This window comes from Bacteroides sp. AM23-12, from assembly GCF_003434395.1.
GTDB lineage: Bacteria > Bacteroidota > Bacteroidia > Bacteroidales > Bacteroidaceae > Bacteroides > Bacteroides thetaiotaomicron.
Genome location: NZ_QTLF01000002.1, coordinates 235,143 through 258,458 on the forward strand (window position 1 = coordinate 235,143; position 23,316 = coordinate 258,458).

The 23,316-nt window shown below is 44.1% G+C and carries 12 protein-coding genes; 1 reads left to right on the top strand and 11 read right to left on the bottom strand.

What is annotated here, in order from left to right:
* Nucleotides 1-17 precede the first annotated feature (17 nt).
* The 8 genes from DW640_RS03190 to DW640_RS03225 form a co-directional block, all read right to left on the bottom strand.
* Nucleotides 18-1,358 (bottom strand): dihydrolipoamide acetyltransferase family protein, encoded by a 1,341-nt coding sequence (locus DW640_RS03190; RefSeq protein WP_117577321.1) that lies wholly within the window; start codon nucleotides 1,356-1,358, stop codon nucleotides 18-20.
* 86 nt (nucleotides 1,359-1,444) lie between these two features.
* A complete protein-coding gene (locus DW640_RS03195; RefSeq protein WP_048692279.1) occupies nucleotides 1,445-2,164 on the bottom strand; it encodes a lipoate--protein ligase family protein in 720 nt (239 codons plus the stop codon).
* Nucleotides 2,148-3,491 carry a dihydrolipoyl dehydrogenase gene (gene lpdA, locus DW640_RS03200; RefSeq protein ID WP_117577323.1) on the bottom strand — a complete coding sequence of 448 codons (1,344 nt, stop codon included), beginning with the start codon at nucleotides 3,489-3,491 and terminating at the stop codon, nucleotides 2,148-2,150. The genes DW640_RS03195 and lpdA overlap by 17 nt, the downstream gene beginning before the upstream one ends.
* A gap of 74 nt (nucleotides 3,492-3,565) precedes the next feature.
* Entirely contained in the window at nucleotides 3,566-4,459 is an 894-nt protein-coding gene (locus DW640_RS03205) for a glycoside hydrolase family 25 protein (protein WP_117577325.1), read from the bottom strand.
* 157 nt (nucleotides 4,460-4,616) lie between these two features.
* Nucleotides 4,617-6,263: a diphosphate--fructose-6-phosphate 1-phosphotransferase gene (locus DW640_RS03210; RefSeq protein WP_008760603.1), complete on the bottom strand. Its 1,647-nt coding sequence runs from the start codon at nucleotides 6,261-6,263 to the stop codon at nucleotides 4,617-4,619.
* Between the two features lie 128 nt (nucleotides 6,264-6,391).
* Nucleotides 6,392-7,765 carry an efflux transporter outer membrane subunit gene (locus tag DW640_RS03215; protein ID WP_117577327.1) on the bottom strand — a complete coding sequence of 458 codons (1,374 nt, stop codon included), beginning with the start codon at nucleotides 7,763-7,765 and terminating at the stop codon, nucleotides 6,392-6,394.
* Entirely contained in the window at nucleotides 7,765-10,869 is a 3,105-nt protein-coding gene (locus DW640_RS03220; RefSeq protein ID WP_117577329.1) for an efflux RND transporter permease subunit, read from the bottom strand. The genes DW640_RS03215 and DW640_RS03220 overlap by 1 nt, the downstream gene beginning before the upstream one ends.
* A gap of 3 nt (nucleotides 10,870-10,872) precedes the next feature.
* Nucleotides 10,873-12,108, bottom strand: coding sequence for an efflux RND transporter periplasmic adaptor subunit (locus DW640_RS03225; protein WP_016267909.1), 1,236 nt, complete (start codon nucleotides 12,106-12,108; stop codon nucleotides 10,873-10,875).
* Between the two features lie 272 nt (nucleotides 12,109-12,380).
* On the opposite strand from DW640_RS03225, the gene DW640_RS03230 reads away from it, so the two are divergent.
* The gene (locus DW640_RS03230) at nucleotides 12,381-14,597 is read left to right on the top strand and encodes a patatin-like phospholipase family protein (protein ID WP_117577331.1); all 2,217 of its coding nucleotides are present in this window, start codon (nucleotides 12,381-12,383) and stop codon (nucleotides 14,595-14,597) included.
* 149 nt (nucleotides 14,598-14,746) lie between these two features.
* On the opposite strand, the gene DW640_RS03235 is transcribed toward DW640_RS03230, so the two are convergent.
* Genes DW640_RS03235 through DW640_RS03245 form a run of 3 tightly spaced genes read right to left on the bottom strand, consistent with a single transcriptional unit; the run spans nucleotide 14,747 to nucleotide 23,292 of the window.
* On the bottom strand, nucleotides 14,747-15,448 hold the full coding sequence (locus tag DW640_RS03235) for a hypothetical protein (RefSeq protein WP_008760598.1): 702 nt from the start codon (nucleotides 15,446-15,448) through the stop codon (nucleotides 14,747-14,749).
* A gap of 15 nt (nucleotides 15,449-15,463) precedes the next feature.
* Entirely contained in the window at nucleotides 15,464-20,173 is a 4,710-nt protein-coding gene (locus DW640_RS03240; protein WP_117577332.1) for an efflux RND transporter permease subunit, read from the bottom strand.
* Between the two features lie 2 nt (nucleotides 20,174-20,175).
* A complete protein-coding gene (locus tag DW640_RS03245; RefSeq protein WP_117577334.1) occupies nucleotides 20,176-23,292 on the bottom strand; it encodes an efflux RND transporter permease subunit in 3,117 nt (1,038 codons plus the stop codon).
* Between the last annotated feature and the right edge of the window lie 24 nt (nucleotides 23,293-23,316).

Genomic DNA, 23,316 nt, shown 5'->3' on the forward strand with positions numbered 1-23,316 from the left:
AATGAAACAATCTGTTATCAGCCCTTCCAGTTTTCCAGGTAATCGGCTATGAAGTGCAGGAAGTTGCCTCCCAGCATACCGTCAACTACACGATGGTCATAAGACAGGGACAGATACATCTTATGACGGATAGCAATCGTATCACCTTCCGGTGTCTCTATTACGGCAGGCTTCTTCTCAATATATCCCACTCCCAAAATGGCAACCTGGGGCTGATTGATTACCGGCGTACCGAACAAACTCTTGAATGTACCGAAATTAGTAATGGTAAACGTACCTCCGTCAATATCATCCGGCATCAATTTGTTATCACGAGCCTTCAATGCCAGCGAGTCTATAGCTACAGCCAATCCGTTCAAGTTCAGATGATCGGCATCATGTACCACAGGAACTATCAGATTGCCATCATTCAAAGAAACAGCAATACCGATATTGATATGTTTCTTGAAAAGAATATTATATCCGTCAACAGATACATTGACCTGAGGATATGCTGCCAATGCTTTTGCAACAGCTTCTGTTATGACAGGCATATAGGTCAGTTTCACTCCCTCACGACGGAAGAAAGCGTCTTTATTCTTTTCACGCCATCGTACCAGTCTGGTTACGTCTACCTCTACTACATTGGTTACGTGTGGTGAAACCTTCTTGGACATCACCATATGATCCGCAATAATCCGGCGGACACGATCCATTTCTTTCACTTCTACTCCCGGAATATTGGCAGCCGCAGGTGTTTGTTTAGATGGAGCAGACGGTGCAGCAACAGGCGTGGGCACGGAAACCGATGCAGGAGAAGATGTCGTAGAAGCCGTAGGTGCATCACCGGTAGGTATCGCCGCCTTCGAGACTTCGGAAATTCCCCTTTTCTTCTTATCAATATAATCCTTTATATCTTTCTTGCTCAACCGGCCTTCGTATCCTGTGCCTTGTATCGAATCAAGTTCTTCTTTCGGAATATTCGCACTTCGTGCCAATTGAATCACCACAGGAGAATACCAGCGTTCTTCAGCCTTTGCTACCTGAGAAGATACTTTTCCTGCATCAGAAGAAGTATTCTCCTTGCTTTCTGCAGTTTCTTTTCCACTTGCAGTTTCTTCATCGGATGCCTCTTCACCTCCCATATCTACAACAGCAACCACTGTACCCACAGCGACTGTATCTCCTTCCTTAAACAGGATTTCCACGACCTTACCGGCTACCGGTGAAGGTATTTCCGCACTGACTTTCGCCGTATTTACCTCGAAGAGAACATCGTCTTCCTGAATGATATCCCCCACTTTCACAGACCAAGAGACAATCGTCCCTTCGGTTATACTCTCGCCCAACTTAGGCATTTTTATTTCGAATCTTGACATAGACAGTAAATTTATTATTCAACCTTGAACTATTAAAACAACCCGCTGAAAAAGAAAGTTTTAGGTTAAAGTATTTTTAACCGGACTCAACGACTGAATATCCATTCTTCGCAAATATATTTCTCAGTCCGAAGTTTATGGATTGCTTCCAATTCTTTCTCACTGAAAGTATCAGCACATCCCTTCTGACTAAAATATTCGAAAAGTATCGCTTTGAAATGATCAACCGTTTCCATAGGTAAGTAACGACTGATATTTGTGACTTCACTACGGACAGACGGAACAGCATACACAGATGATGCCACACCCGTCTCAATGTTCCTCTCCGGATTCAGTACCTTGTTTAAAGCGGTAAGATTCGTATCATACAACAAAGTACAATGATAAAGCACCCTGTTCTTGTGTACGCACTGGGCACTCCCCGATATTTTCAGACCATCAAGATAGATACCCAGCCGTTCATCTCCTTTTGCCGGCAATCCTATCTGTTTTAAGAAATCCAGTATCCGATGAAGATAAAGACTGAAATCAGGCAAGCGGGACACTGTTTCGATAAAAGTTAAATTGACATTACCCAAATCATGATATACAGCTCCCCCACCCGAAAACCGACGGGCTATTTGAATTTGTTGTTCTTCCGCCCATTCCCGGTTCACTTCCAACTGTACAGATTGGTGTTTTCCCATCACTACAGAAGGAGTGTCCTGCCAAAGCATGAAAACAGAATCTGTTTCCTGCTTCAGCAAATACTCTTCTGCCGCCAGATGAAAATAAATATCTGTAAAAGTGTTATGAAAGCACCTCATGATAAATCTCTCCAACCGTAGGATGGGGAAATACATTCTTCTGAAATTCCTCAACCGTATAGCCCTTCTGAATGGCTATTCCGGCAATCACAATCAATTCCGACGCTGGATTTCCAAGCATATGACAACCGATAATATGATCAGCTTCATCAAGTATCAGCTTACATATTCCATTTACCTGTTCGTTTTCCGCAACAAAACGTCCGGAATAAGCCATCGGCAACTTCGTAACACGATAAGGAATGCCCTGTTTGGTCAGCTCTTCTTCTGTCTTACCTACACCGGCCACTTCCGGATTGGTGTAGACAACTCCCGGCACACTGTTATAATTCATCCGGTCTTCCACTCCTAAAATATGATTGATTGCCACTTCCGCCTCCCGAATTGCCGTATGCGCCAATAAAGAATAGCCTGTAATATCACCGCACGCATATACTCCGGGATGAGAAGTCTGAAGATATTCGTCTACTTTAACCCCATTCCGATGAAGTTCTATATTCAGCTTATCCAATCCGACATTGGTAATATTTGCTTTACGCCCCACACTGAGCAAGATCTTTTCCGTTTTGATAGTAGAAGCCTTCCCATCTTTCTCTATGACGACTCCGTCAGGTTTCACTTCTATTACTTTTGTATTCAAGTAGAAAGTGACTCCACGTTTTGCATATTCTGTACGAAGCATACTGCTGGTTTCCTTATCCATGACTCCCAGTATCTCCGGCATCATCTCGACAACATGCACTTTCACTCCCATACTGTTGAAGAAAGAAGCAAACTCCATTCCTATGACTCCACCACCTATAACAACCAACGTTTCAGGAAGCTCTTTGATCTCCAAAGCCTCTTTTGACGTCCAGTAACTAACTTCCGACAGTCCCGGTATCGGAGGAATAACCGTATCGGAACCGGTACATACCAGCAGATATTTCACTTCATATCTTTCTCCGTCACAAATGATACGGATCAGCCCGTTTTCTTCTCCTTCTATAAAGGCTTCTTTTTCCACGATCGTCACTCCGTAAGAGTTCACGGTCATCTTTACCCCACCAGTCAGCATTTTCACCGTTTTCTCTTTACGGCTCATTATTTTAGTTAAATCAAACGAAGGAGATTCGACAGAAATGCCATATTTGGAAGCACTCTTGATGCTATCCAGAATTTTAGCAGAATATAACAACGTTTTAGTAGGAATACATCCTTCATTCAGACATATCCCACCTATTGCCTTTTTCTCAAACAGAACGGCTCTCAGTCCGTTTGCCCCTGCCCTTTCGGCAGCTGTGTAACCAGCAGGGCCACCACCAATAATAGCTATATCAAAGTTCATAATCGTATCTTTTTAGTAATAATACGATTATAACAAATGAGAGAAGAGATTAGTTGTATGACAGACCAATCATCCTACTTGATCGTCAGCTTTTTGAGTTCTTCTAATGTACCGTTGAATACATTGAGGTCTACATCTTCTTTAATACCGGGTACATTTCCGACATCAGTATGTTGCCAGAAATCCCATTTGCCCTGATACTTCACCGAATCGACATAATAGTGGGCGATCCAATAAGGATAAGCATTGAAAATAGAATCGTCCAGATAACGGGTCTTGAACTTATAAGAGGTATATAGAATGGGCTTCACCCCATAATGGGATTCTATACGGTCCAACCAGCGCTTAATGCCTTGCTGCAATTCTTTTTTCTCTTTTCGTCCGGTCACTTCCACATCGAGAACCGGAGGCAGGTCGCCGGAATCCAGTTTGACCGTACGTATAAAAAAGTCCGCCTGTTTCAAAGCATCCGTACCGGGAATATAGAAATGATAAGCACCACGAATAAAGCCATGATTACGCGCATTAGCAAAATTAGTTTGAAAGGTAGTATCGTTATGATCTCCCCCTTCCGTCGCTTTCATAAAAACGAAGTGCAAAGGAGTTGCCGTCTGTTTATTCTGTAAAAGTCTCCCCCAGTCTATTTTTCCTTGATAATGGGAAATATCAATCCCATGAATATCATATCCGGAAGGAATACAAACTCCATATTCCTTTAAACCATTACAAGGTTTCCACCGATAAGCATAAGGACGTATAAAGAAATAATAGAAAACCATAGAGAAACAACCGACAATTACCACAGCCAATATATTTCGAAGCCAACCGGGCATCGAATAATGCTGCTTCACCGGTGCCTTTTTCGGAGCACGGGAAGGCCTGGAAGAAGAAACCGTCCTCTTTTTGGGGGTAGTGGAAGCAGTTCTTTTCTTTTGGACAGCAGAAATCGGATTATTACGTGACGACATTTACTTTGAGTGATGAAAGTGATATAGATAGGCACGGATTACACGGAATACACGGTTTTAAGAAATAGTATAACTAAAACCGCGTCAATCCGCGTAATCCGTGCCTGAAAGAGCTCTTCATTGCAACTGCTTCTTACTACAGTCCGGTGAAGTTTTCTTATTTAGCTTGTTCCAATTGCAAAGTCTTAGTTGCCTGGTCGCAAACTTCTGTAGGACCAAAGTACTGAATCGGACCCGGATATACATAATCCGTTTCAACAGCCCAACGGTCACGCTGTGCAGCGAATGCTTTGAAAGGAGCACCATCCAATTTCACTAATGCTTTCTGGATCACCGGTTTCATTTCACCGTGGCGGCGTTCCATATTCATCATCATGGTGATAGGCACACCACCTGCAATCCATTCGGCAGCAGGAGCAGTTGTGTTGCGTACAGAAGACATATAACCGGTCTTACCGTCAGCAATCAGCATAGAAGCTGTGTATCCCAAAGAATAGCAGTAGTCAGCATCAAAGTTTGACGGAGCAGCGCAACGACCTTCGTAACCGAAGAAGTGGTGCTGTGCAGCAAACTTACCCACATATTTGCCATCTTCTTTCCAAGCAGCCAATTTGGTAGCTACCATTTCAGACAACAGTTTTTCTGTTTCGATCAGTGATACCTGAACGTTTCCGTGCGGGTCACGATCCAGTGTCAGCTGGCGAGCTACACCTTCCGGCAGACTTGCATAGATAGCAGAGTTTTCCGGAGACAGCTTACGGATGATGTAATCACGTTGATGAGACTTCTTGATCTGAGAGAACTCTTCTGCATTTGCAGCCAGGAAGTCGTTCAACTCAGCGATCAGACGCTTCATAGCCGGAATAAATTCCACCAGTCCTTCCGGAATCAAAACTGTACCGAAGTTATTTCCCTGTGCAGCACGGTCAGCTACCACTTTAGCGATAGATGTTACTACATCATCCAGAGACATATCTTTTTCTTCCACTTCTTCAGAAACGATACATACGTTAGGCTGTACCTGCAAAGCACATTCCAGTGCGATGTGAGAAGCCGAACGACCCATCAATTTGATAAAGTGCCAGTATTTACGGGCTGAGTTACAGTCACGCTGGATGTTACCGATTACTTCTGCATAAGTCTTACAAGCTGTATCGAAACCGAAAGAAGTTTCAATCATATCGTTCTTCAAGTCACCGTCAATCGTCTTCGGGCAACCGATCACCTGTACACCGTACTTCTTGGCAGCATAGTATTCAGCCAATACACAAGCGTTTGTATTAGAGTCATCACCACCGATGATAACCAGTGCTTTGATGCCCAATTCTTTGATGATCTCAAATCCCTTTTCAAACTGAGCTTCAGTTTCCAGCTTCGTACGTCCCGAACCGATGATATCGAAACCACCTGTGTTACGGTATTCGTCAATGATGTCAGCAGTCAGTTCCATATAGTTGTGGTCTACCAGACCGCCAGGACCCAAGATAAAGCCGTACAGCTTACTTTCAGGATTCAGCTTTTTGATACCGTCGAACAAACCAGAGATTACATTGTGTCCGCCCGGAGCTTGTCCGCCGGAAAGGATTACACCTACGTTCATAGCAGGAAGTTGAACAGCTTCACCCGCTTCGAATGTAATCAACGGCATTCCGTACGTGTTAGGGAATAATGCTTTGATAGCTTCCTGATCGGCTACAGATTGAGTAGCAGCACCTGCTACAGCTTTAACGGCTCCTGTTGCCAATGCTTTCGGAAGTTTGGGCTGATAAGCAGCCCTTGCGATTTGCAATGCACTTTTAGTCATTTTCTTTATTTTTATTTAAAGGTGTTAGTAAGTTTCTTGTCAAACTTGAAAAGCGTTGCAAATTTCGCATTTTTCCTCGAATTATGAAAGAGAAGCCCTCATTTTATTTCGCTGCATAGTTACAGAGGCTATTGCTTCCAGCCACCGCCAAGTGCTTTATACAGTTGTACTACGGTGATCAGTTCATCACGAATAGCGTTACTCAGACCAATTTGTGCGTCAAAATAACCACGCTGGGCATCGAGAACATCCAAATAATTGATCACTCCATTGATATATTGCAACTGCGCCAAATCCATATAACTCTTAGCCGAACGTTCCAGATTGGCACGAAGCGCGTACACCTCTTTTATCTTATTAAAGTTGACAATCGCATTACGTGTCTCCTTGAAAGCCGTCAGGACTGTTTTCTCATAACTATGTATTTCTGCTTCATAGGCCGCTTTTTTGCCTTTCAACGCAGCACGGTTCTTTCCCCAGCCAAAGATAGGAGTCAGCAACGCCCCCTCCATAACAGCATAAGGAGATTTTAAAAGTTCGGACAAGGACGTGCTCTCACTTCCAAAACCTCCTGTCAGAGCAAGACGGGGAAACATATTTGTATATGCTACTCCCACTTTGGCATTAGCAGCGATCAACTTCTGCTCCGCCTGGCGTATATCGGGACGGCGTTCTAACAAAGTGGAAGGCATTCCTACCGGAAGAGTTTCAGGAAAATTAAATTCCTGAAGCAGGCGGGAACGAGCTATACGGTTAGGGTATTCTCCGGCCAAAAAAGCAATATCATTTTCTTTCAGCGATATTTTACGCTCCAAATCAGGAACCAATGTAGCTGTACGAGCCAACTCAACCTGTGCCTGGCGATAAGAAGTCTCCGAAGTCAGTCCGCCCTCAAAACGGATACGTGCCAGACGAACACCTTCTTCACGGGCTTTTAAAGTCTGCTTGACAATATCCAGTTCCGTATCCAATGCCACCAGTTCATAATAAGCCTGCGCCACTTCTGCCACAATCGTCATCCGAAGTGCACGCTGCGCCTCTATCGACTGTAAATATTCAGCAATACTGGCTGAACGTGCCCATCGTAAATTTCCCCAAAGGTCGAGTTCCCATGAAACAAGAAACTGAGCTTCAAAAGTATCCGACTTCCTGAAGGCATCTCCTCCATGATTTTCAAGCTCGCGCTCGACAGTCACTTCACCTTTAATATCCGGAAGCAAGGCAGCAGTGGAGATACGTTTCTGAGCTGCCATTTCCTTGATGCGGGCAGCCGCTATCAACATATCTTTATTATGTTCCAAAGCACGGTCTATAAGGTTCCGAAGTGTAGAATCCGTGTATATTTCTTCCCAATCCTGATCTCCAAAGCTAACCGTATCCTGATGTTGAGCCAGACTATCGGGTAAATGAAGCTCAGGACGGACGTAGCTCTTGCCTACTTTGCAGGAAGTCAGTATTCCTGCAAAAAGTAGTATAGCAATATATAGTTTATTCAGTTTCATTATTTCTTATGTTTTAAGATTTTCGACTTTGTTTTATACACCATCACAAAGAAGAACGGCACGAGAATGATACCAAATACGATAGCGAATATCATTCCGAAGAATACGCCCGTACCAATCGCCTGTCGGCTAGCCGAACCCGGACCACTCGCCAATACCATCGGAAGCATTCCCAATACAAACGCAAGGGAGGTCATCAGAATAGGACGGAAACGTAATTTCGCTGCATAGATTGCCGACTGTATCAAGTCTTCACCTTTATCTACCTGCACTTTGGCAAACTCAACAATCAAAATGGCATTCTTGGCGGCAAGCCCGACAAGCATTACCAATCCGATCTGGAAATAGACATCATTCTCCAGTCCGCATACCCAGACTCCCAGATAGGCTCCCAAAGCTGCTACAGGCAAAGATAGCAATACAGCAATCGGCACTGTCCAACTTTCATATTGTGCGGCAAGGAAAAGGAAGACGAACAAGAACACCAATGCCATGACCATACCTGTCTGACCGCCTGCCTGTTTCTCCTGATAAGAAAGTCCGCTCCACTCCAGTCCGATATTATCCGGAAGATGGTCACGGGCGATCTGCTCCATAATTTCCATTGCCTGACCGGAACTGTATCCCTGTGCGGCAGCACCCCGGATAACGGCAGTAGTAAACATATTGAAACGCTTAATACTTCCCGGTCCTGTTGTATAAGAGGCATTACCCAGAGAAGTCAACGGTACCATAGCTCCGTTAGAAGCTTTCACAAAGAACAGGTTGATATTGTCTTTATGTTCCCGATAAGGAGCCTCCGCCTGAATATACACCTTATATATACGGTTGAACATATTAAAGTCATTCACATACACCGAACCTGTATACGCTTTCATCGTAGAAAACACATCTGCCAAAGGTACTCCCAGCATTTTCACTTTGTCTCTGTCCACATCAAAATAAAGCTGGGGAATCTCAGACTGCAAGGAAGAAGACAAACCGGTAAGCTCCTTACGTTTGGAAGCATAATACATCAACGTATCTGCCGCATCTACCAAATTATCGAAAGTAGCCTCTCCACGAGCTTCCAGCTGCATTTCAAAACCACCGGAGCTGCCCAGTCCCGGTATGACCGGAGGAGTAGACAGGTAGACTTTACATTCGGGATATTCTCTCAAATGTTTTTCTACCGTATCCATAATTTTTTCAATACTGGTGCTCTTTCTCTCTTCCCAAGGTTTCAGAATAACGGTCAGCTCGGCACGCCCCTGATTACTCCCTACACGCGGGCTGCTTCCGGTCACGTTTTGTACATATTCTATATATGGATTCTTCTCCAGATAAGCAATCGCGCGTTCCGTTACTACACGGGTTCGCTCCAATGTAGCTCCTTCCGGCAGTTCAAGTTCAATCTTAAAGTATCCTTGGTCTTCTACCGGCAAGAAACTGGTCGGAATAATCCGGTGAATCAACAGAATAGCAATCAATACCATACCAAAAGCACTCAAAACCCGACGAGGATGTTTGATAGTACGGGTGACGGCAGCTACATACTTATTGCTTCCGATACCCAGCCACTCATTGATCTTTCTGAATACTATATTTTTCTTCTTGCCACTATCCGGTTTCAAAATGAGCGAACACATCACAGGACTCAGCGTTAAAGCAACCACAGTAGAAATCAGTACAGATACCACGATAGTTACCGTAAACTGACGATACAGCTGCCCGGTAATTCCACTCAGAAAACTAACCGGAACAAACACAGCCGCCAATACCAGTGAAGTAGCGATCAATGCGCTTGATAATCCGTTCATCGCTTTCTTTGTCGCCTCATAGGGAGTCAGCTTCTCCGTTTCCATTATATGCTCCACTCCTTCCACCACTACAATCGCATCATCGACCACGATACCGATGGCGAGAATCAAACCGAGTAAGGTCAATATATTAATAGAGAAACCAAAAATCAGCATGAATCCGAAAGTACCAATCAGGGAAATAGGTACCGCTACCACCGGAATCAACGTAGCACGCCAGCTCTGCAAAGACAGATACACTACCAACACAACCAGCACCAATGCTTCGAACAAGGTCTTATATACCTCATGAATAGACTCGGAGATATACGTTGTCATATCAAACGGAATCTCATAACTCAATCCTTCCGGAAAATTCTCGCTGATTTCTTCCATCGCCTTCTTTACATTCTCGGCCACTTCCATTGCATTGGCACCCGGCAACATGTAAATACCGAGTACCGCTGCATTCTCACCATTGATACCACTCTCGGTATTGTATGAAGAAGCCTCCAAGGATACACGTGCCACATCCTTCAGCCGGATGATGGAACCATTGGCATTGGCACGTACCACAATATCCTCAAATTGCCCTACTGTAGAAAGACGTCCCTGAGTAGTGATAGGAATCGTTATATCCAGTCCCTGTACCGGCTGCTGACCTAATACACCGGCTGCCGATTCACGATTCTGATCTTTCAAGGCATTCTGCAAGTCCTGCACAGTCAATCCGAAGTTAGCCAGCTTATCAGGCTCTGCCCATATCTGCATAGCATAGTAACGGCTACCGATATTAGATACACGTCCTACCCCCGGAATACGGCGAATCACATCGAGCACATTGATCGTAGCAAAGTTGCTCAGGTAAATTTCGTCAAACTTAGGATCGGTAGAAGTCAGACAGAGTGTCATTAACTGACTGGGTGCCTGTTTCTCTACGGAAATACCATTCTGAATCACTTCCGCCGGAAGACGGGATTCAGCCAGCTTCACACGGTTCTGAATTTCCACAGCAGCCAGATCCGGGTCGGCAGATACATCAAAGGTAACTGTTGCCGAGAAGCCACCAGAGTTAGAACTGTTCGATTCCATATAAAGCATACCGGGCGTACCATTGATTTCCTGTTCAATCGGAGTAGCCACCGCCTGCGACACGGTAAGCGCACTCGCACCCGGATAAGACGCACTGATCTTTACCACCGGAGGCGTGATCTGCGGATACTGATCCACCGGAAGCATGGTCAGCCCGATGACTCCGACAATCACAATCACGATGGAAATGACAGCCGAAAATACCGGCCTGTCTATAAAAAAACTAACTTTCATTGATTATTCTCCTTTTGCGTTATTCTTCATTCCTGTTGTAGAATCACCTGCCACCATAGTGGTATCCTTCACCTCAGTTTCCGGCTGACTGATCCGTACTTTCATACCCGGGGTCAACTTATGGAAACCTTCTACAACAATTGTCTCTCCTACAGCGAGTCCTCTTTCCACTACGACGTTATTCCCCACTTCGGGTCCTAACTCGATAAAACGTTTCTCTACTGTATCATCTTTACGCATTGTATAAATATAAGCTCCGCCTTTTTCAATGGTAACAGCTTTCATCGGAACCACGATGGCTCCTTCACGCACGTCCAAAAGTAGTTTTACTTTGGTAAACTGTCCCGGAAGCAATACCTGTTTTGGGTTAGGCATCTCTGCACGTACGGAGAAAGTACCTGTCTGGGGATCGACCTGCGGCTCTGCAAAATCAACATATCCTTTATAGGGGTATACGGTATTATCCGCCAAAGTAATAGTAATGTTCGGTTGCCAGGAACGGGTAGAGTCCTGCTGACCGAGGTTAATATTACGTTCTTTACTTTTCAGATAATCGAGTGCCGTCATACTGAAATCGACCAATACGGTATCGCTTTTTACTACTGTAGCCAGCAGAGACTTTCCTCCCGGACCAACAAGCGTTCCCAAGTCTACATTTCTTTCACTGATATGTCCGGCAAGAGGTGAACGAACGATAGTATAGCCTAACTCGAGTTCAGCCTGCGCCAAGTCCGCCTCACTCATCGCTACTGTCGCAACAGCGCTTTCATAAGCTGCTTCCGCATTATCCAGATCCAGCTGGCTAGCGGCATTTTGTTCGTACAACGGACGGATACGTTTCAAGTCACGTTCAGCTTTCAATGCCTGTGCTTCGTCCTTTTTCAACTGAGCCCGCGCTTTGTCGGCTTTCGCACGATATTGGTCCTGATTGATCACAAACAAGACCTGATTCTTATTTACATAAGTGCCTTCGGCAAAAAGCATGTTTTCCAAATAGCCTTCTACCCTGGCACGTACTTCGACAAATTGCTGGGCACGGATACGCCCCACATATTCTCCGAATATTTCTACATCGTCTTTTATAACCGGTTCAACAATCACTGTCGGCATTTCCGGTGCAGCCTTCTGAGGTCGTGTCAGTATCCAATACACTCCCAACACAATTACCATACATACTACAGCAGCAATGGTTCTCTTTCTCCTCAGTTTCAACTCATGTTTCGAAAAGAATAATCTCATATCGAATCTTATTATTTAATTTAACTTATGTTTGTTCTACACTCTATTATGCAATACACATACCAAAATATCCTGTTTTATCTTATCTATTTATTATCAACGTATTACGTTTTTCCTCTTGAAGACAGAAGTGTGGAAAACATCCTTAAAGTGTAGAATTTATCCACATTTCCGACTTTTAGAACATTTTTTATAGTTCTTGTTTCATCAACTAAACAATTTATCCCCTACATTTGTAGTTATATTGTACATCAACACAATAACATGTCCTAATGAAAAAACAAATCTTTTCAACATTAGTTTTTGCAATGTGCCTGATATTACCTTTTTCTGTTTATTCTCAGGAACAACGGAAGAAGGTCGGCGTCGTCCTCAGTGGCGGCGGTGCCAAAGGAGTGGCACATATCAAAGCACTGAAAGTCATCGAGGAAGCAGGCATTCCGATCGATTATATAGTAGGCACTAGTATGGGATCTATAGTCGGTGGACTTTACGCCATCGGTTATACTCCGGAACAACTGGACAGTATGGTACGCAAGCAAGACTGGACTTTCCTTTTGAGCGATCGTATCAAACGCAGTGCCATGTCGCTCACCGAACGCGAACGCTCTGCAAAATACATTGTTTCGCTTCCTTTTACAAAGAATCCGAAAGCTGCCATGTCCGGAGGAATTATCAAAGGACAGAATCTTGCCAATCTGTTCTCTGATCTGACAATGGGCTACCATGACTCGATCAATTTTAATAAGTTACCGATCTCCTTCGCTTGTGTATCGGCCAATGTAGTCAATGGAGACCAGATCATATTCCATGATGGCGTACTCTCTACTGCCATGCGTGCCAGTATGGCCATCCCTGGTGTATTTACACCGGTACGCAAAGACAGTATGGTATTGGTAGACGGTGGAATTGTCAATAATTATCCGGCAGATGTGGCCAAAGCAATGGGAGCCGATATTATTATCGGAGTCGATGTTCAGAATGCGCTGAAAAGTGCCGACAAACTCAACAGCGCTCCGGACATATTGGGGCAGATTGTTGATCTCACTTGCCAGACCAATCATGAAAAGAATGTAGAACTCACTGATACCTATATCAAGGTAAATGTAGACGGATTTTCTTCCGCCAGCTTCACTCCGGCAGCCATCGATTCTCTGATGCGTCGGGGCGAAGAAGCCGCACGTGCACAGTGGAATTCCCTGATTGCCTTAAAAAAAGAAATCGGTATACCGGACAATTATGTCCCCAAACAACATGGACCGTACTCTTCTCTTTCCAATTCACGGACAGTATACGTCACAGATATATCTTTCTCCGGCGTAGAGGCTGATGACAAAAAATGGCTGATGAAGAAGTGTAATCTCAAAGAGAACAGTAACATTACCACTCAGCAGATAGAACAAGCTGTGTATCAGTTGCGTGGCAGTCATTCTTACTCAAGCGCCAGCTACACACTTACCAACACTCCCGAAGGGTACCACCTTAATTTCTTGTTAGAAGAAAAATATGAGAAAAGAATCAATCTAGGCATCCGTTTCGACTCGGAAGAAATAGCATCCCTGCTGATTAATGCCACAGCGGATCTCAAAACTCATGTTCCTTCCCGATTATCCCTGACCGGCCGATTAGGAAAGCGATATGCCGCACGCATCGATTACACTCTCGAACCGATGCAGCAACGCAATTTCAATTTCTCATATATGTTTCAATATAATGACATCAACATCTATGATGAAGGTGAACGTGCCTATAACACTACTTACAAGTATCATTTAGCTGAATTTGGCTTTTCGGATGTCTGGTACAAAAACCTCCGCTTCGGACTCGGACTTCGTTTCGAATATTATAAATACAAAGATTTTCTTTTCAAGAAACCGGAACTCATTGGACTGGATGTAGAATCCGAACATTTCCTGAGTTATTTCGCTCAGGTACACTATAGTACATTCGACAAGGGGTATTTCCCTTCCAAAGGAACTGAATTCAAAGCTGCCTATTCACTCTACACCGATAATATGGCTCAGTATAATGATCACGCCCCGTTCTCCGCACTGAGCGGTTCATGGGCCAGCGTAGTTCCCGTAACCCGACGTTTTTCTATCATTCCATCCATCTATGGTCGTGTTCTGATTGGAAAAGACATCGCCTATCCCTTGCAAAATGCCATTGGCGGCGAAGTATACGGACTCTACATTCCACAGCAACTGCCGTTTGCCGGTGTGACCAATATGGAACTGATGGACAATTCTATCATGATTGCATCCGTGAAACTCAGACAACGGATGGGAAGCATTCATTATCTCACTCTGACAGGTAATTATGGCTTGACGGACAGTCACTTCTTCGAAATACTGAAAGGGAAACAACTGTTTAGTATCAGTGCCGGATATGGTATGGACAGTATTTTCGGTCCATTGGAGATTACGTTCGGATATTCCAATCAGACTGATAAAGGAAGCTGTTATGTGAATCTGGGATACTACTTCTGATTCCCTATTTCTGTTCCCGCATACATAGGACTATACTTACCATGATGAGAAAAAATTCTCACTGCGATGAGACTTTTTTCTCATCATAGTGAGAATTTTTTCTCATCGCAGCAAGAACACTTGAGAATATTCAGCATCCTAATCTGCTGTTATACAAACTTTTCCCTTTTCTGCAGATAAAGTAATCCGACCATCATCCAAACTAAACTGGCGGATAAAAGGAAAATGCGGTTTTTGATAAGGATTCCCTCCCAAATGATCGGATGAACATTATCGGGAACACGAAAAGGATTCAGCAGAACGTTCCAGAAAGAATCCGGCTTACCTAAGAACATCAATGCAATGCCTATAATAATCATAAATACGGCAGTTCCGTTTCCACTCCGCGTAATGGTAGACAGCATAAAAGCCATATTTCCGAAAAAGAGTATCGGGAACATCAACTGTAATGCCATCTCAAGCGGATTGACCGGATACAGCAATAAAATGGCTATGTATGAAAAGATAATCAGAATAACAAAAATTGCCACATAAATCATCAATAACCGCACGCCCCAAACCTTATACTTATAGTCAGGGATTCCAAAAAGAATCTCCAATATCCGGCTATCTTCATCATTCTGAATGCCGAATACAGCCGGATAGAAAATAAGCAGCATAGACGGAAACATCAGGATGCTATAGATGAGTCCCTCGTTAATCTCCTCCCGTTTCCAGGCATTCTGAAACATGAAAAGAGCAAAAAAGCCAAATGCAGCCAACAGAAACCAGAAAAACTTCCCGGCAAATATAATCTTCAGGTTATACCTGACTACTTTAGGCAACAGTTGTATCAATTGTTTGAATGTCATATCCTTCTTTTCTTTTTAATTCATATTCTTCAGCAGACAGAGATAAGCGTCTTCCAAATTAGCTTCTACCTCTACAGCCCCTTCATAAGGCTGTCCGACAGAAAGATAGCGCACCCGAATCGTATCGCCTTCCTGAATATGATGTATTACCAACGATTTGTCCAGTACTTTTTCAAATTCTGTCTTATCTATATTAAACTGCCATACTTTCCCGTTAGCCATTTCCACCATGTCCGAAGGATCACCGAAATATTTCAGTTCACCCTTATTGATCACCACTACCTGATTACAGGAACTGGATATATCCTCAATGATATGAGTGGAGAAAATAACGATACGGTCCTTACTCAACTCTACCAGCAGATTACGGAAACGGATACGTTCGCGAGGGTCGAGTCCCGCTGTAGGCTCATCCACAACCAGGATACGCGGTAAATGAAGCAGAATAAGCGCAATACCAATACGCTGTTTCATACCTCCCGAGAAAGAACCTATCTTTTCGTCTTTCCGCTCGTACATATGTACCGCTTTCAGTACATAATCCAGACGCTCCTTTCGTAACTCACCGTCTACAATCCCTTTCAGTATAGCCTGATAATCCAGAAACTCCCACGAAGTCATATTCTCATAAGTTCCGAATTCCTGTGGAAGGAAACCTATCAGACTCTGTAGCTCTTCTCTGTAGATACGGGTATCCAGACCATTGATCCAGATACTACCATAACTCTGCTCAAAAATACCACAGATGACACGCATCAAGGTCGATTTACCGGCCCCATTGGGTCCCAGTAGTCCGAACATACCCGTCTGAATCTCGAACGATACTCCACGCAATGCTTTGAAAGGTTTGCGTCGTTTTCCAATCATAGGAACACTCTTCACCATACGGAAATAGGAACGGCGAAGCCCTGCAAAACGTCCGGTGACACGCTCTATATTTACATCGTGATCATACAGATACTGGGAAGTGACATAGATAGCAATACCCACCAGCCATAACAATCCGATCATGATGACCAGTCCGTTATTATCCAGCTTTCGGAATAACTGAAACAGGATAAGAGGAGGAAGACTCCAGAATATCACCCGGTTTACGATCTTTGTTACCCGATTATCTCCGTACCGATAATATAAATAGGAACGTACCTTTCTCCACAAATACAGTATCGCTGCATAAATAGCGAACGAGAACAGGAATATCCAAAGCCTGTTATGAATGAAGAAATAGGTGAAATAAATGGCAAACAGTAAGATACCAAACTGCCATAGCACATTGATAAAGTCCTTCAGAGAATGATATTCATTGCTCAATCCCAGACGTTTGCGTAATTGCAAACCACTGTTCCACTGACGGCTGATGTGTCCAGGCCAATCGTAGATCTTAACCAGATTGCGGACAGAAATACGTATTTCTTCATCCGGATTGATAACCTCCGCCTTAGCTCTCCGAAGACTGGTTTGCGCAAAGTATGTCATCCCCGGTATGCCTGCAATCAGTGCTACCAGATAGATTGACTGCCAAAGCATTCCGTCAGTGTATAGCCAGATACAGATTACACCGGACACAAAAAGAATCAGGTGAATGGTCCATAGTTTACGGGATAACGAACGGTACCACTGAAGCACATTTTCCAGTCCCATACAAACTGTCGGAATTAAAATCAGCGTCAGCATGGCAGAAAAGAAAAGTCCGCCTATCACTGTAATGGCAAAAGGTGCACCGATAGCCCCTGCATACTCCGTATCTCCCATAGCCAACGGAAGCATGGCAGCAATCGTGGTGATGGAAGTAATCAGAATGGGACGAATACGTGACATACCGGCAGTCATCAACGCCCTGTTCCGGCGGTATCCCCGTTTACGCAAAATGTTGGCGTAATCTATCAGAATGATTCCGTTATTGACGACTACTCCCAGCAGAATAAGGAACCCTGTCAGTGTATTCGCATTCATCAGACTGTTGCTCGAAAGCAATAATGCCAGCAAAGAACCGATAGCAGCCAACGGAATGGTAAAAAGCAACACAAAAGGCGTCACTACAGACTCGAAGACTGAAGCAAGGATCATAAATATCAAAAGAAAAGCTGCCAGAATAAGGAATTTGAAATCCCCGAATTCATCCTCCTCATGGAATACCTGCACAGCGACTCCGGACGGAAGATTATAACTGGCAATCAACTGGTCGATATCGGAACGATATCCTCCCAATAAATCTTTCGAAGACTGAACATCTCTCGGAAAAGCATAGTATACCTCAATCTGCTTATCTTGATTGACACGGATGATGCGCGAACGCCCACGTCCATAATTCAGAGACGATATATCTTCTAGATTGTGCATACCGCCATTGGCATTTTCTATCCGGATAGCACGCAAGTCATCCACAGTTTTCTCTTTCTGAGCTTTTTCCTGTGCCTCTTCTTCAGTTTCCTTTTCCGGTATTTCGTCACGGATAATAATATCATAAATATCCTCTCCCACCTTGAAAGTAGCTTCGGAAGAGTATTCATTATTAAGCGCAGTTAATCCGGTGGTAATATTGCCACGGTTAATATCATAGGCAGTCAGCAGAATAGGGTCAAAGTTCAGATTTATTTCCGCCTGACGGGGAGTATACGAAACATGAGTATGCTGTACAAAATCCTGTTCATCCAACAAATAACGCACTTCCTCTGCCACCATCTGCATCATTTCGAAATCAGATCCCCTGATCACCACCCGTTCACTGTTGTCACCGATGCCCAACAAACGCATAAATCCGCCCAGACTGCTCAGAGCCGAGTTATCTCCTCCGCCTCCCATAGCATCAGAAACATAGATTTCCGCACCATTGATATTGGCAACTTTAGTCTGCACATCCGCTTTTATATCGGCTATTTTCCGTTTGGCGATCTTTGTGTAATCTTCCTGCAAAACGAGTGTCAGAGTCGCCTCTTTTTCCCGAATACGGCAAATCAGATCTTTCTTTTCCGGAAAATCCTCCAGACGTTCTTCCAGTACCTTTACAATCTTATCCGTATTTTCAAGCGTACTTCCGGTAGGCATCACGACACTGATGTTGAACCGGTCTGAAGCAACTTCTTTCATCTGTTGCACATTCAAGGTCAATGACAAAATCAACGTTGCAAAAAGCAAGATCACAGCTCCAAAGACTGTCACTCCCGGATTACGCATACAAGTCTTCAATAAGACCAGATAGACCTGCATCGGACGCTGAACGATCGAGACTTTTTCATAAACGACGCTGTTCCCACTCTTACTCTTCAAAAGAAGGTAAGTAATCATCGGTATAAAAAGTAAAGCTACAAACAGCGAGATCGTCAAAGTTGATATAATGGATACTCCGATATGGTGCCCGATCAGTTTTATCAGGAAATTATCAGAAAAAACGAACGGCAGGAACACAGTAATGGTAGTCAGGGTAGCCGCCACAATGGAGCGCCACACTTCTTTTGTTCCCTGCGTTACCGAACGTTCGGGCGTATAGCCGTTTCCCGACAAACGATAAATATTCTCAAGCACCACGACACTATTATCCAGCAGCATTCCGATGGCCAACGCCATTCCTACCAAGGTAAGACTATTGATAGTGATACCAAAAGCGTAGAAGAAGTTGAAAGCCGTATAGACAGAAATCGGTATGGAAAGTGCGATAAAAAACACCAACCGCATATTCTTCAGGAAAAGCCAAAGAACGAACACAGCCAACAATCCCCCTACCAATGCCAGATTAATAATCTGGTTGATATTATTTTCCATGGTTTCAGCCTTGTTCTCCTGAATGACAATTTCCAGTTCGAGCGGAGCCAGCTTCTCATTCAGCTTTTCAATCACATCGGATACACGGTGTGAAAGTTCAATCAGATTAGCCTGTGAATCATTGATCAAAGCAACCGAGACGGCTTCTTTTCCATTCACACGACTATAAGTGGTTTCATCTTTCAAGTCAAAAAAGACGGTTGCCACGTCTTTCAGCAGAATAGGACCGGGAGCGACAACTATATTCTCCAAATCAGAGACTTTGGTATACATCGCATTGACATGGACAAAATTCTTGCTGTCGGGTTCATCTGCGAAGCCTACAAATGTCTTTTCCTGGGTATTCTGCGAAAGCAAACCGCTTATTTTGGAAGCAGTGAGGTTCAAAGCCTTGCAAGCCTCCGGATTCAGACGCACTTCAATGGCTTTCTGCCGTCCTCCGTAGATATTGACGGAAGCTACCCCATCTATATTCTCCAGATCGGAACGAACATCCTCGTCTACCAGACTCCGGACACGGTCGGTTCCTCCCGTACCACGCACCTGAAGCACCATGAAGTTATTATTCATCTGAGCGATATCCACTTTCTGTACCTGTACGGTAAAACCGGTCGGCAGGGAGGCAGCGATTTCATTCACCTTCTCCTGCAGTTTAAGACTGGTCATCTTGAAGTTGATATTCTTTTTAAAGTCAATCTGTATGCTGGACTGCCTCCTGTCAATGTAGGATTGCAGTTTGTCTACTCCACCTATCGCACTGACCGCTCCTTCAAGTGGAATAATCACTTCCGACTCTACATACGAAGGGTCCATATCCTGCTGTGACGACACCTGGACAAACAGAACCGGAAGTTCTGCGTTGGGCAGCAACTCCACCGGAAGTTGTTTATACGACACATAGCCCAGCAGGCTGAGTGCAATAAACAGCATACAAATCGTTATTCTCCTATTTAGTAAAAAGTTCATCTTCAGCTGTTTTTAGTTCGGCGATTTATACGTCTTTTGATATTCTCCAAGACATAATAGACACAAGGAATAACCATCAAACTCATCAGAGTAGAAGTTATCAATCCTCCGATCACAGCTATAGCCATCGGTGAACGTAAAGATGCACCTTCACCAAAACTGAATGTCATCGGAAGCATGGCCAGAATCGTAGTCAAAGTAGTCATGATGATCGGACGGATACGCTGTTGCCCTGCTTCTACAATGGCATCAGTCAACTCCATTCCCGCCTGACTAAGCTGATTGATACGGTCTACCAGAATGATAGAGTTATTGACGGCAATACCTCCCAGCATGACAATACCGATAACTCCCATCATATTGATAGTGGTTCCGGTAATGAAGAAAAGTAAGATAGCACCTACTACAGCCAGAGGAATAGTCAGCAAGATCGTAAACGGATGCAGCAAGGATTCAAACTGGGAAGCCATCACCATATAGACAAGTACAACAGAAAGCATCAGAGCAAACAACAGACTGTTCATTGATTCTTGCCGTTTTTCTTCCTCTCCTGTCACTGTAATACTGTAGTTAGCAGGCAATTCAATACCTTTCACCGTTTCACGCACTTCGGCTGCTACTTTATCCAGTGATTTACTCGCATCCATATTAGCCATCACCTTACCGATACGGCTTTGATTGCGGCGCAGAATCTCCTTGGGCGCTTGTCCGTGAGTAATGGTAACAATCTCTTGTAATACAAATTCCTGTGTTCCACTTTTGATGACAAGAGCACCAAGAGAACTCAACGGGATATCCGGCACCTTTATGACGATATCACGCATCTCACCGCGATATTCCATCTTACCGACTTCCTTACCGCTTAGTTGCTGCTTCAATTGTTCGATTACCATAGCCACACTCAAATTATTGATACCGGCTATTGTACGATCAATCGAGATCACAACTTCCGGAGCACCGTCTTCCACGGAGGTAATAACATCATAGATTCCATTTACGCCAATCATCCGTTCCTTCACCTCTTCAGTCAACTGAGCAATCTCATCCAACTCCTCTCCTTTGACCTCCACAACAATAGGAGCCCCTTCGCTTCCTAACAGTGAACTCAGAGAATTCTCATCCTGCTGAATCGTCAGTTCCAGTCCGTCAGGATTCTTGGCCGATTCCACGAAAGACGCAATCACCTTTTCCGGTGAAAGTGTACATTCCGGTGAAAGGATCACTTTCATCATTGCTGTATTTTCTCCTTCAAATATCGCATTTTCCGAACCGCTCCCCTCTCCGATATGACTGTATACCGTACATAAAGAATCACCGCCAACGATAGCATATAACAATTCTTCCAGATTACCTACAGCAGCGGAAGTGCGTTCCATCTGTGTACCTTCGGGCATTTTGATTACAGCCGTAAACGTCTTGCTTTCCGCACGGGGCATAAACTCAGTTCCGATAAACGGAGTCAGCAATCCAGTCACGATAAGGAGTAACACTGCCATACCGATCACCAGCCAACGTCGCTGAATCAGCTTGCGAAGCACTCTGCTATATCCTGCAATACGAATGGACTTCACTTCTTCCAGCTTAACCTTCTTGCCGGAAAGCTGGATATATAACATCGGAATCACCAGGATAGCCACAAACAAAGAAGAAACCAGTGAGAAAGTAACCGTCCATGCCTGATCTTTAAACAGTTCGCCCGAAGCTCCGTGAAGATAAACAATCGGCAGGAAGACGACAATAGTCGTCAGAGTAGAAGCTATTACCGCATTGGCAACTTCTGCCGTCCCGTTAATAGCAGCCTCTTTGATACTCAATCCTTTCTCCTGATTTCGGAAGATACTTTCTATGACGACAATGGCATTATCGACGAGCATACCCGCCCCGAGCGCCAGTCCTCCCAATGTCATAATATTCAGTGACAGTCCGTTGAAGAACATCAGATTGAAAGTAGCCACAATCGAGATGGGAATAGCAAGACTGACAATCAGTGTTGTCCCCATCCGGCGAAGGAATACAAACAAGACTACAATAGCGAGAATAACACCCAGAACAGCACTGCTCTTCACTTCTCCTATCGCACTTTTTATAAAAGTACCCTGATTGGAAATCACCTGAAAATGATAACCGGGCAATGCATTCTCTATCACTGCCAATTGGCGGGTTACCTCATCCACCACTTTTACAGTATTAAAGCGCATCTCCTTATAAATAGACAGCCCGATACTGCGCTTCCCGTTAATCCGTACAATATTTTCCGGACGAGCGTTCAAAAATTGTACAGTCGCCACTTCCTTCAAAAAGACAGGAGCTTTATTACTGTTGGCAGTCGCTGTTCCCGAAGTATTGTTTCCGGACGATTCCTCTTGTTGTATCGCTTTGTATCCGACAATCAGATTCTCAAAATCATCTTCCGAAGCAAACAAGCTCGAACTTTTCACCAGATATTGTAATCCCAGTTCACTGACCCGTCCACCGGATATGCTCTGATTATTCGATTCGATGCGCGAAGCGATATCTTCTATTTTCAGTTGAAAAGCATCCAGTTTATAAGGATCAGTCTGAATGGTAAGAGTACTGACTTCTTCTCCCGAAAGCGTCACTTCAGCCACGCCTTCCAGACGAATCAACTCATTGCGGATATAGCTTTCGGCAATCTTCCTCAATTCCGCCATATCTGTAATACTCTGATGAGACATTCCCACCAAAACTACCGGAGACAAGTTCGCATCGTGTTGCGTAATCTTCAGTTCAGTGATATCCTTGTTCTGGGCAAACGGATTCATGGCTTTCTGCAAATCTAGAAAAGCCTCATCCATATCCTTTGTCCAGGTATATTCTACAGTAATTCGTGCTGTCCCGGCTTTAATCACGGAAGAGACCTGAGTAACATCACTCTGCCGGATCGCCATAGACTCCATATTTTTAACGAATTGCTTTTCGATCTCCTCGGGAGGACGTTCACCCGCCTTTAATTCAATAAACAGGCGGGGATTATTCAGATCGGGCAATAAATCCACACTCAACTGATCGTATGATACTTTTCCCAACAATAAGAGGGCAAATACTACCATACAAATCGTAACCGGATTGCCTACTGCAAATTTGATTATATTCTTCATAAGTATTTCCTATTTTCAAAAGAT